This window comes from Limnothrix sp. FACHB-406, from assembly GCF_014698235.1.
Classification (GTDB): Bacteria; Cyanobacteriota; Cyanobacteriia; order CACIAM-69d; family CACIAM-69d; genus CACIAM-69d.
On record NZ_JACJSP010000004.1, the window covers coordinates 325,484 to 336,905 of the forward strand.

Consider the following 11,422-nt stretch of genomic DNA (forward strand, 5'->3'; position numbering starts at 1 on the left):
GCCACGGGGCGATCGGGTGATGTTGTGGAGAATTGAGCATGTTTCAGGTCGATGCAGTCTTTAACCGCGATCGATTCTTATTGCGACAAAAGTTGATGACCCTCTCGGAAAAATATGACGTTTGTGATGATCACGGAGACCCAATCCTGTTCATTGAACGGCCAACCCATTGGGCGCGTAGCTTGCTGGCAGTTTTGGCCGGTTTAATTGCCACCATCGTCATGATCGTGCTGCTGGCTCTTCTGATGTCGGTGATGCCAGAAAACCTGCAATTGCCAGTGTTTTTGGTGGGAACAATCATTATTTGCATCGCAGTTCTGACGGTGATTGTGCTGATTTCACCCAAGCGCCATATCACCATCTATCGAGATGCCAGTAAACAGGAACCACTGATTAAAATCATTCAAGAGAAAAAATTTGAATGGTTCACGGCCACTTTCACTGTACGCGATTTGAAAGGGGACTTAGCTCGATTTCGCAAGAACTATCTCTACGATATATTGCGCAAACGGTGGCACTGCTATCGCCCCGATGGCTCACTGCTTTGTGTCGCCAAAGAGGATTCGATTGTGCTGTCATTATTACGGCGCTTTTTAGAACCGCTGATGTGGGTTTTGCGAACGAATTTCATCATTTTGGAGGGGAATAGCGATCGCCAAATTGGGGAATTTAACCGCAAATTTACCCTACTCGATCGCTACGTTTTGGATATGAGTGCGGATCTCAATCGCTATCTCGATCGCCGGATTGCCTTGGCTCTGGGCGTAATGCTCGATACGGGCGAGGGCCGCTAGGACATCAGCCTATGACCCCCCATTCCAAAGGTTCCAATCGCCGATCAACTGCGGCCCAATTAGGCGAATTGGGTGAAGCATTTGTGGCCGCTTGGTTGATGCAAGAGGGCTGGACGATCGAGGCGCGGCGATGGCGCTGTCGGGCCGGTGAGTTGGACTTGGTGGCGAGATCGGGTCAGGAATTGGCCTTTGTGGAGGTGAAAACCCGCAGTCCTGGAAATTGGGATCGCAACGGCGCGTTGGCCATCACCCCCGCCAAGCAACTGAAACTCTTGCGAGCGGCGGAGTTGTTTTTCATTCAACATCCCCAGTGGGCCCATTTAGCTCGGCGGTTTGATGTGGCGTTGGTGGGGCGATCGCCTCGGGGAACAGTAGCTGGGGTTGAGGGATCAGTGATTCGGCCAATCACAGGATTAACCGAGCGATCGAACCCTCAATTGAACCTTAAGTTACCCCATGAGTTGATGCGTCAATCAACCAGCGGGTTACCCCATGAATTACCCCATGAATTACCCAACGAATTCATTACCCTCGGGGAACCCACGCAGTTTCAGGGCCAAGCCCTGGTGTTATGGGACTATTGGCCTGGGGCGATCGAGTTTGATGGCTAAATGCTAAATGGTTGAATGCTGAATGGTCTAATTCTGAAGTTGGTGAACAGTTGTTTAATCCTGTGGTTAACCCGGCAGTTTCCTAATCCTCAGGAGGTGTAACCTTGCCTTCCTGAATTAGGGTTTCCAACAGTCCTTCACAGGCATCAAGCAACAGATCAATAACCTGCTGAAATCCTTCGGGGCCGCCATAGTAAGGATCAGGCACTTCCTTGAGGTCATGGTGGCGACAAAAATCGCACATCATTTTCACCTTGTCGCGATATTTGCGATCGGGATCGCGCGCCAAAATGCCCCAATAGTTATCCCGATCCATCGCCAAAATGAGGTCAAAATCCGCAAAATCAACGGAAGAAAATTGTCGCGCCCGCCCTTGCAGTTTAATGCCTGGGTGATTCGCCGCCGCCGCGCTCATGCGCCGATCGGGTGGCTCGCCCACGTGATAGGCTCCTGTGCCCGCCGAATCACACTCAATTTGCCCCTGCAAGCCGCGCTGTGCAATGAGATGATTCATCAAATTTTCGGCAGCGGGCGATCGGCAAATATTGCCCAAACAGACAAATAGCAGTTTGACAGGCATAGGGCACAGATTTCGCAGAGTCTAGCAAAGTGCCAAAGAAGGCAACTGAATTCGATGTGTCTCACTCACCGCAGGCCAGGGGCCGAAGCCCCTAGCCTTCTGCGATGTCGGAACAGCAGGCTCAGGGGCTGAGGAATTGATCGCAGATCTGTAGGGACTACATGCCCGGTAGCTGAAGATTAGCGGTCAGGGCTTCCATTCGTTGCCGCATGGTTTCTGTGGAAGCGGTGTAGGCGTTTTTCATGGCCGCAAAAACCAGATCCGACAAAACTTCAGCCCCTTCGCCCAAGGCTTCTGCGGAAATTTCTACGCGGAGGGGTTCTTGGTTGCCGCTCATCACCACCTTCACCAAGCCGTTGCCCGCTTGACCTTCAATTTCGGTTTTTTCCAGCTCTTCTTGCAGCTTTTTAGCATCTTCTTGCACTTGCTGGGCTTTTTGGATCGCTTGGGCAATTTCCTTCATTTTGCCCAAGCCGAAGCCAAATCCTTTGTTTTGCGACATAGGTGTTAGTCGCGCGGTCTGCGCGCAGTCAAAATCACGATAGGTTCAGAAACATTGGGTTGGACGGGCGATCGCACTCGATCGTTCTCCGGCCCTGGCCCCTGCTCATGCTATCACTGGCAGCGATCAACACAGCCGCGCCCCTAAGCGGTTGGTAACCCAAGAATCCACTCCCATTGCGGAGCGATTCATCTTGATCGCATCCTGGTTTCATCCTGGCTTTGTTCTGGGTTCATTCTGGTTTCACTCCAGTTCGCCCTTGCTGTCACCCCGATCGCATCCTGATTCAGGGGTGAGGATGAGGCCGATCGCCCGGAGTTGCTGGCAAATCCAGCAGCACAAACCGCCGAACCTTCGGCCGGCGCATTGCCCGCCCGCCCCGCTGCCACATCAGCCCCCAAATGGCAGGGGAAAACAGCAGCGGCATCGACAGCGCCAAAGATTTCAGCCAACGCCCCTGATGCCACAATTGGCGAGCTTGCACGAACCGCAGTCGATCGATCCATTGGCGCAACCTTGGGGTCATGGGTGGTTTGGGCGGTTGCGGTTGCGGTTGTGGTGGGCTGGAGATTGGGGCAGCGGGCAGCGCGAGCAAAGGATTGCTGGTTGGCAAATAGCTCAGGCGACTTAAGCGATTCAGGCGATTCAGGCGATTCAGGTGATCAAGACGATTCCTGATCCGATCGCTGAGGGGGCGAGGGTGATTGGGATGACGGGGCGCACTGAAGTGACGGGGACTGTTTCGGCGCTGGGCATGATCTAAATGGTTCAGAAAATTTAAGTCCCGATCGAGCCAACGCCACAGTCGGGCCGCACGGCGCAGCAGCCAAGCCCGTCGCCGGGGCGATCGTTGGGCCCAGCGCACCAAAGGATCGAGCCACAGGGCGATCGCCCAACGCATCACCACCGTTTTCACCACAAACAAAGCCGCCAGGGGGAACCCCTGCTGCCACAGTTGCCGCGCCAACTGCAACCGAAAACGCATTTGTTGCCAGCGCAGTTTGAACCACCCACCCCGCAGCAGCGATTGGGGCGACTGGGCCCGAATCCAGGCCTGAAGGCGGCGCTTCAGATAGCGTTGGGTGTCTCGATAGGTCCAGGTAAGGGCGTGGAAAATACGATTCAGCCGAGTCCGCAACATCAGGCCCCATCCCCGAGCCGATAGCAAACTGGGAGCGGCGATCGAGAAAGCCTTGAACCATTGGTAATGCTTAAGGGCAACCAATCCCCAATGCAGGCGCAGATAGGACTGAACCGCCTGGCTTTCGGGTAATTGTTGCTGAAACCGTTCGTTTACCAGCCCGTGAATTTTTTGTTTAATGGACCAATTGGTGTCAAACCGGCGATCGAACGAAAATTGCCGGTTATAGGCTCCGTCCCAGACGGTGCGATAGGCCAAGCACTGATTTAAAAAAATGGCATCGCCATATTCAGCAATGCGAATCCAAGCATCAATATCATCAAAATTGGTATCAAACTGAGAGTCCCAGCCCCGGGCTTGCAGAAAGGCCGATCGACGAAAGGCCACTTGCACCGGCGTACCAAACGGCACCATCTCCACCAACATGCCGTAGTGAATATCCTCTTGGGGAATGAAATAGGCTAAACCTGGCCCCGTGCGAGGGGTGTGCCCCATTTCATTGCCCTGTAAGTCCACCTGCAAGGCCTGGCAGGAGCACAGGGCCGCGGGTGGACGTAAACCTTTGCCACAGCGTTGATCGTGAATGCGAATTGCCCGCACAAACTCAGCAATGCAATTGGGATCAAGATAATCATCATCATCCAGCAACTTCACCCAGTCGCCCTTGGCCAGCTCCACACCTCGGTTCACGCTGGCTGAATGGCCCTGATTGATGCTGTTGCGCCAATAGACCAATTGGGCGCGTCGCTCGATCGGGAGGCTGAGTTGCAACTGAGCCACCCATTCGGGGGTATCGTCCCGGGAACAGTCGTCCACCACCACGACTTCACAGGGATAGCTTTGCCCCAAGGCAGAGGCGATCGCCCGATCGAGCAGCCGACGGCGGTTATAGGTAGCGATGACGATACTGAATTGCATAGCACGGCTGTGGGCAGACCCAGGCTGCAAGGATGAGCCACGGCGCAGATCCCAAGGAAATCGCCTCAAGTGTTGCAAACTGGGGATGATCACCCGACCCGGCCAGGGCCAGACCCTGGGGTGGTCAATCAGCCAGCGCACATACTGCTTACTTCGATCGATGCTGATGTACCCTGCTCGGGACTAATTGGGCGGCATTTTCAGCATTTCAGACCCCAAGGGTGATCGCGGGAGGGAAGCCATCCGCAGCCATTGCCCCCCAAGCTAACGATGCCCCCCAAGCTAACGATGCCCCCAACAAGCGGGATCTGCGCTAATGCATCGCCACAACCCTGTCCCTAGTCATTATTCCCGCCCATTCTCCCAGCTAATCCATCAGCTATTCCATCGGTTATGCTCTATGTCTATGAGCAAAGCTGAGGGAACTAATCAAGGTTTCAAGCCAATCTCCCTCGTCCCTGATGGGAGTCTTAGATCGATTTTGAAGGGTTTTTCGACTGATTTTCTGTCGATTTTGTTTTTTGATCTGTTCTTGATCTGCAATTGGCCTTGAACGACTTAAGGATTGACTGCTTTGGGAGTTTGTAATCGCTTCATCATCATTTCCAAAATTGAAGGTCGGAAAGGTCAGCGTCCGATCGCGATTCCGAGCATTGCCTCCCAACCATTGCCTCTGAGCCAAGACAAAACCGATGCAGATGATTTTGAGTCCAGCCTCAAGATGTCCTACTGGTTTTTGTAACGATCCCAACGATGTTACTGAAGCTTGGATGGTTCAAAAATCGGAGTGAAAATTAGGGTAAAAATGCTCTAAAACAAATCAATTCTCACAATCAGATCAATTCAAGTGATTGCTTGAATGCAGACAAAATAGACAAGCCCGATTAAAATAACGATTTAATAGAAAATTCGTCATGATCGCGATCAGCCAGTTACAAAAGATTTAGCCACGCCGCTCGCCATGCCGCCGATGGGCGGTTGCTCAGAACGATTGCAATAGCTACTCATCTAAACCTTATGCGATCCAACTCAACTTGTTTGCCTTGGCCATGGGGTCGGGGTGTTGTGCTTCCGATGGTTCTGAGTGCCTGTGTTGGCACGATCGGGATTAGTCCAGCGGCGCGATCGGAAGAAGTGCGCCTATCCACCAATTCCGCCACCGCGTCCTGTGAAGAATTAGCCAAGGCGGCCATCTTCACGGGCCCAGGTAACTGCTTGGCGGCCAATGGCGATCGCTACGAGGGAGACTTTGTGGCGGGTCAGCGCACGGGGCGCGGCCGCTATGCCTATGCGGCGGGTGGGGTTTATGAAGGCCAGGTGGTGAACGGCAAGCTGCAAGGGCGGGGGCTTTATGTGTCGCCTGCGGGCGATCGCTATGAAGGAGACTTTATGGCGGGACAGTTCAACGGCCGCGGCAATTACCGCACCGCCAATGGCGATCGCTACGAAGGGGAATTTCGCAACAATGCTTTCCACGGTCGCGGCATCTATAGCTATGCCAATGGGCAACAGTTGGCGGGGCTGTGGGAAGGGGGCCGACTCAAGGAGTCCCAGTCGATCGAAGCCGTGCGCACGGCCTTGAACCAAGCGACCGAGCCGCGATCGCCTGAGCCGGTGACCCCTGCTCCGCGCACCGTACCGGCTCAGACCCCTACCCCCACGCCCCAGAGCCGATCGACCCCCACTTCTGAGGCCACCAATCCGCCAGCGGCGACCCAACCCACCCAGCAACCCACCCAACAACCCACGCCCAGCGCCAGCCCTAACCCACCCACCCAACGGCGATCGGGCTTTGGCGAAACCACCGCACCGGATGTGTTAGCGCAATAGGCTGATCGGTTGCGCCTTGGTGGTGTAGCGGTTTCTGGCCCGATCGGCCCCTGGTGTGCTTTGGTTGCAACCGCTTCCTTGGGTGGCGGTTGTTTTCCCATGGAAATCTTCAATCAGAAGATCCGAATCAGAAGAACTGTTGATTCACCCCAGAGCGGTAGAATGCATCCTGGCTGAGCGCCGGTTGTCTGCCATGGGCCCGCCTTCAATCCCCGAAGCAAGGCCCTGTTCGATCGCCAAACCGCTGCATCTTCGCTCTGACAAGCCCTCAGCCCGGCAATAGTCCTGTTGCCCCGCTCCCCCCTGACCCCCACTTTAGGAGACAGCCCCTTGGCTACGCGCGTTATCCTCATCCGCCACGGACAAAGTAACTTCAACACCCGCCGGATCATTCAAGGGCGCTGCGATCAGTCGGTGCTGACTGACTTGGGGCGTAACCAGGCTACCCAGGTGGCGATCGCCCTGCAAGGTTTGGCGATCGATGCCTTCTATTGCAGCCCCCTGCAGCGTGCGCGCCAAACGGCCGAAACCATCTGTCAGCAATTGCAACCCGCGCCGCCCCTGACCACCAACGAACTGTTGCGAGAGGTGGATTTGCCCCTTTGGGAAGGGATGGCCGTGAGTGACGTGAAGGCTCAGTTTCCTGAAGCCTATGACCAATGGAAACACCAGCCCCACGAATTCAGCATGGCGCTGGCCAGTGGAACACATTTCCCGGTGCTGTCCCTGCGAGAGCAGGCTAAGGCCTTTTGGGAAGAGATTTTGAGCCGCCATCAGGGACAAACGGTGGTTTTGGTGGGCCATAACGGCATTAACCGTTGTTTGTTGAGTACGGCGTTGGGAATTGGCCCTGATCGCTACCACTGCCTGCTGCAATCGAACTGCGGAATCAGCGTGCTGAACTTTGCCGGTGGCCTAGGGGATGCGGTGCAACTGGAATCCATGAACCTGACGGCGCATTTGGGAGCCTTGGGGGGTTCCGCCGTGCCCAAGCCCGGTGGGGGCGATCGGGGGCCGCAGTTGCTGTTGGTGCGCCACGGGGAAACGGAATGGAACCGTCAGGGGCGGTTTCAGGGCCAAATTGATGTGCCCTTGAATGAAACGGGTCACGGTCAAGCGGCCAAAGCGGGCAATTTCCTGAAGGATGTGGCGATCGACTTTGCCTTCAGCAGCCCCATGGCTCGCCCCAAGGCCACGGCGGAGGCAATTTTGGCGCATCACCCGGGGCTGGAATTGGGCTTGCTGGATACCCTCAAGGAGATTGGCCACGGTCTGTGGGAAGGCAAGTATGAATCGGAAATTGAGGCGGAATATCCGGGCTTGCTGAAACAGTGGCAAACGCACCCGGAAACGGTGCAAATGCCGGAGGGTGAGAATTTGCAACAGGTGTTCGATCGCGCTGAGCAGGCCTGGGCGGCCGTGCTGGCTCAGGCGGGTGAAGTGGCAACGCCAGCCGATCGCCCCTTGACCGGTTTGGTGGTGGCCCATGATGCCGTGAATAAAGCCCTGCTCTGTCAGCTCACGGGTCTTGGCCCCGACAGCATTTGGCGCTTTAAGCAAGGGAACGGTGGGGTAACGGCAATTTGCTATCCCGACGGGCCCGATAGTTTGCCGGTGTTGCAGGCGATGAATATTACCCATCACCTATCCGGCACTATTTTGGACAAAACGGCCGCTGGGGCGCTGTAGATGGCGATCGAACTGCTACGGGAAATTCGTCTGATTGACCCGGTGGCCCAGGTTGATCGTCGGGCCACGGTTCTGTTGGATCAGGGGCAAGTGAGGGCGATCGACCCGGATCCCCAAGCCCTGCCGGAGGGAACCCGAGTGATTGAGGCGGCGGGGCAAATTTTGGCTCCGGGCCTGGTGGATTGCTATTCCCGATCGGGCGAACCGGGTTATGAGTCCCGAGAAACCCTCGCCAGCTTGGCCGCCGCCGCCCTGGCCGGTGGGTTCACCACTCTCGCCCTGTTGCCCAACACGCAACCGGTGATCGATCAGCCCGCCATGGTGCAAAACCTGCGCGATCGCTGGGCGGCCTTGCCGGAGCCAAGCCCCCGCCTGCACCTTTGGGGAGCCTTGACCCAAGGAACCCAAGGGGAGCAAATGAGCGAGTTGGCAGAGTTAGCCACCGCTGGCATCGTGGGCTTCACCGACGGGCGAGCGATCCGGGATTGGGTCTTAATGGAACGCTTGCTGGATTATGCAGGGCCCTTGGGGTTGCCGTTGATGGTGATGGGTCAAAGGGCCTCGGCCAGTCGCGGCCCGGTGCTGGAAGGGGTTGAGGCGTTGCGGTTGGGGCTGGTGGGGGTGTCGGCGGCGGCCGAAAGCAGCGCCCTAGCCACCCTCTTGGAATTGCTACGCGATCGCCCCGCCCGCCTGCATGTGATGCGTTTAGCCACCGATCGCGCCGCGGCCCTCGTGGCCCAAGGCAAGACCGATGGGTTGCCCCTCACGGCCAGCCTGTCATGGTTGCAATTGCTCTGCGACACCAGCCACATTGACGGCCGGCGACCGCTGCCGGGTAGCGATCGCCCCCCTTTGCCCTATGATCCCAGCCTGCATCTGCCTGCTCCCTTGGGCAATCCCACTGATCGCCAAGCCCTGATCGCTGCCCTCAAAACCGGAGCGATTGACGCGATCGCCGTGGATCATGCTCCCTACACCTACGAAGAAAAAACCGTCGCCTTTGCCGAAGCACCCCCAGGGGCGATCGGGCTGGAGTTGGCCTTGCCCTTGCTCTGGTCAGGGTTGGTGATGACCGGGGAATTGACGGCGCTGGAACTGTGGCGATCGCTCAGTCAGCGGCCCGCCGAGTTGTTGGGCCAAACGCCCCAAGCGATCGGCCCCGGTCAGGCCCAGCCCCTGATTCGGTTTGACCCCGCCGCCACCTGGACAGTGGAGCCGGCCCAATTGCAGTCCCTGGCCCAGAACAGCCCATGGCTGGGCCACAAAATTACGGGGCGCGTGGTGCAAACCTGGTTACCGACCTGAACGGTTGATGAACCTTCTGATGAACCCTCGTGCCGCCGTGATGCGGATCGTGAGAATGTTGAACTCTCTTTGCATTCAGCCGGCCGCCGGTTCCCTTCGGGTTACCCTAAAAACTGGGTAGTGATCATGTGCAGCAGCCGTTGTGCAAACGGCAATTGAAGGAGATTGAATTGTGACGGTTTTTCAGGATGCAGGGGCCCCTGCGGAACAGGCGGGTGCGGATCGATCGCGCGTGGATTTGGATGCGGCGATCGAACAAATTACCCAATCGTTGAACCTGGCGGAGCGTCACCCCCTGTCGCCGGAGCAGCGAGCAGTGTTGGATTGCCTCCTGGCGCGATCGGGTGGAGCCATTGACGGGCCCTGGGCCGGGGCGATCGCGGCCATTTGGGCCAATCCGCAAGCCAGCTTTCTCGACTTGTTGACCCTGGCCCAACTGAATCCCCAACAAGACTTAACCGGCAGACAACTTCTGGGGGTGCGACTGGAGGGGTGTGACCTGAGCGGGGCCAATCTGCAACGGGTGAACCTACGGGGTTCCCAGCTTTGTGATGCGGACTTGAGCGGGGCCGATTTGGCGGAAGCACGCTTAGCCGGGGCAGATTTGTCCGGGGCCCTCTTGAGCGATGTCAATTTAACCAAAGCAGATCTGCACAAGGCCAGCTTGGCCCTGGCCAACCTGAGCGGGGCTAACCTAAGCGGGGCTAACCTGAGCGGGGCCAACTTGAGTCGGGTGAATTTTCATCGGGCGATCGTCACGGGTGCGGTCTTGGGCAATAACGAAGGACTAACGGCCGAAGACTATCAACAGTTGGTAGCCAACGGCGCGATCGGTGATCTCCATGAAACAGAGTCAGGCGGCTGAGTGGATTGAGCAATATCACCAGGGCAAGTGGAATTTTGATCGAGCCAATTTGTCGGAACTACGCTTAAGCGGGGCGGATTTTTCCGGGGCCCGCTTTCGTGAGGTTGTGGCTCGGGCGGTCAATTGGTCTTCGGCCTATCTGTCGGGGGTGAACCTGCGGCGGGCGGATTTGCGCGAAGCCGATCTACGGGGCACTTACCTGCGGCGGGCGGATTTGCGCGAAGCTGATTTACGGGGTGCAGATCTGCGAGGAGCCAGCTTAAACGGGGCAGATCTTTGTGGGGCGGATTTGCGGTGGACTTGGGTGGATGGGGTGGACTGGCGACAGGCCCGCGTGGATGCCCGCACCCAAGGGGCGATCGACTGGTTGCAACAAGGGGCGATCGTCCTGGGTTCCCACCTGAAAGCCGCGGCCAGCAACCTCAGCCAAGCGGACTTACGGGGTTGGAATTTAGCCCAAGCCCAGTTACAGGAGGCCTATCTCGATCGGGCAGATTTGCGCGGAACCGACCTGAGCCACGCCCAACTCCAAGGGGCTAGTTTTCACGGGGCATTGATGGATGAGGCTACCTGCTGGCCCCAGGACTTTGACCCGATCGGGGCGGGCCTGTGGTTAATTGCGCCCCAAAGTAACTTGGCCACTGCCGATCTGAGCCATTTTGATTTGTCAGAGGTGGATCTGAGTCGGGCTAACCTCCGCCGAGCCAATCTGATCCGCACCGATTTAAGTCGGGCCGCGCTAATTGACGCGGATTTGAGTCGGGCAGATTTGACCCAAGCCATTTTGTTTGCCAGCAATCTCACCCGGGCCGTTTTGCACGATGCTCAATTGGAGCAAGCGGATTTTCGGCGGGCTACCCTGCCGAATGGGGAGCGCTGGAACGGCCAGGGAACGGTGGCGTTGTATGGAGTCCCGCGCCCTTGGCATTCCGTACCGGAGCGATCGCCCCTAGTGCCGCGCTGATTTGCCGCGCTAATGTGCCGCGTTGATTGGCCACCAAGATTTGCCACAAAAAAATCCGGCTCGTGGAGCACAGTCCACCGCCGAATTGAACAGAGAGATTGTGGTGTGTAGGAACACTAGAAAATAGACCTCTTGCACGAATCAAATTGGATGTGTTGCCTGGTAGTTGAGCAACCCGGCCAGCAGATGAAGCCTCAAGCCAAAACGGCGACGACGATTGCGA

Annotated in this window: 10 protein-coding genes and 1 pseudogene; 8 read left to right on the forward strand and 3 right to left on the reverse strand. The window is 57.0% G+C overall.

Going from position 1 to position 11,422, the window contains the following annotated elements:
* Positions 1-38 precede the first annotated feature (38 nt).
* Together H6G53_RS06615 and H6G53_RS19190 are read left to right on the forward strand one after the other, a co-directional pair.
* Positions 39-794: a hypothetical protein gene (locus tag H6G53_RS06615; RefSeq protein ID WP_190531580.1), complete on the forward strand. Its 756-nt coding sequence runs from the start codon at positions 39-41 to the stop codon at positions 792-794.
* Positions 795-805: 11 nt separating this feature from the next.
* A pseudogene (locus H6G53_RS19190) lies at positions 806-1,192 on the forward strand (YraN family protein); the annotation flags it as partial.
* 295 nt (positions 1,193-1,487) lie between these two features.
* On the opposite strand, the gene H6G53_RS06625 reads toward H6G53_RS19190, so the two are convergent.
* The 3 genes from H6G53_RS06625 to H6G53_RS06635 all read right to left on the reverse strand — a co-directional run bounded on the left by H6G53_RS06625 (position 1,488) and on the right by H6G53_RS06635 (position 4,546).
* Positions 1,488-1,985 (reverse strand): low molecular weight protein-tyrosine-phosphatase, encoded by a 498-nt coding sequence (locus H6G53_RS06625; protein ID WP_190531583.1) that lies wholly within the window; start codon positions 1,983-1,985, stop codon positions 1,488-1,490.
* Positions 1,986-2,142: 157 nt separating this feature from the next.
* Positions 2,143-2,487 carry a YbaB/EbfC family nucleoid-associated protein gene (locus H6G53_RS06630; protein ID WP_099532961.1) on the reverse strand — a complete coding sequence of 115 codons (345 nt, stop codon included), beginning with the start codon at positions 2,485-2,487 and terminating at the stop codon, positions 2,143-2,145.
* A 286-nt stretch (positions 2,488-2,773) separates the two neighbouring features.
* A complete protein-coding gene (locus tag H6G53_RS06635; RefSeq protein WP_190531585.1) occupies positions 2,774-4,546 on the reverse strand; it encodes a glycosyltransferase family 2 protein in 1,773 nt (590 codons plus the stop codon).
* Between the two features lie 565 nt (positions 4,547-5,111).
* Here H6G53_RS06635 and H6G53_RS06640 point away from each other — a divergent pair.
* The 6 genes from H6G53_RS06640 to H6G53_RS06665 all read left to right on the forward strand — a co-directional run bounded on the left by H6G53_RS06640 (position 5,112) and on the right by H6G53_RS06665 (position 11,199).
* Positions 5,112-5,288 (forward strand): hypothetical protein, encoded by a 177-nt coding sequence (locus tag H6G53_RS06640; protein ID WP_190526109.1) that lies wholly within the window; start codon positions 5,112-5,114, stop codon positions 5,286-5,288.
* A gap of 332 nt (positions 5,289-5,620) precedes the next feature.
* A complete protein-coding gene (locus H6G53_RS06645; protein WP_190531587.1) occupies positions 5,621-6,376 on the forward strand; it encodes an MORN repeat-containing protein in 756 nt (251 codons plus the stop codon).
* A gap of 330 nt (positions 6,377-6,706) precedes the next feature.
* A complete protein-coding gene (locus tag H6G53_RS06650; RefSeq protein ID WP_190531589.1) occupies positions 6,707-8,065 on the forward strand; it encodes a histidine phosphatase family protein in 1,359 nt (452 codons plus the stop codon).
* Positions 8,066-9,370 (forward strand): dihydroorotase, encoded by a 1,305-nt coding sequence (locus H6G53_RS06655; RefSeq protein ID WP_190531591.1) that lies wholly within the window; start codon positions 8,066-8,068, stop codon positions 9,368-9,370.
* A gap of 172 nt (positions 9,371-9,542) precedes the next feature.
* A complete protein-coding gene (locus H6G53_RS19195) occupies positions 9,543-10,235 on the forward strand; it encodes a pentapeptide repeat-containing protein (RefSeq protein WP_347343085.1) in 693 nt (230 codons plus the stop codon).
* Entirely contained in the window at positions 10,213-11,199 is a 987-nt protein-coding gene (locus H6G53_RS06665; protein ID WP_099534486.1) for a pentapeptide repeat-containing protein, read from the forward strand. The genes H6G53_RS19195 and H6G53_RS06665 overlap by 23 nt, the downstream gene beginning before the upstream one ends.
* Positions 11,200-11,422 lie beyond the last annotated feature (223 nt).

Excerpts from the sequence above, each read along its gene's own strand:
- H6G53_RS06615 (WP_190531580.1), top strand. The coding sequence starts at position 39 with ATGTTTCAGGTCGATGCAGTCTTTAACCGCGATCGATTCTTATTGCGA.
- H6G53_RS06625 (WP_190531583.1), bottom strand. The coding sequence starts at position 1,985 with ATGCCTGTCAAACTGCTATTTGTCTGTTTGGGCAATATTTGCCGATCG.
- H6G53_RS06630 (WP_099532961.1), bottom strand. The coding sequence starts at position 2,487 with ATGTCGCAAAACAAAGGATTTGGCTTCGGCTTGGGCAAAATGAAGGAA.
- H6G53_RS06635 (WP_190531585.1), bottom strand. The coding sequence starts at position 4,546 with ATGCAATTCAGTATCGTCATCGCTACCTATAACCGCCGTCGGCTGCTC.
- H6G53_RS06645 (WP_190531587.1), top strand. The coding sequence starts at position 5,621 with ATGGTTCTGAGTGCCTGTGTTGGCACGATCGGGATTAGTCCAGCGGCG.
- H6G53_RS06655 (WP_190531591.1), top strand. The coding sequence starts at position 8,066 with ATGGCGATCGAACTGCTACGGGAAATTCGTCTGATTGACCCGGTGGCC.
- H6G53_RS06665 (WP_099534486.1), top strand. The coding sequence starts at position 10,213 with ATGAAACAGAGTCAGGCGGCTGAGTGGATTGAGCAATATCACCAGGGC.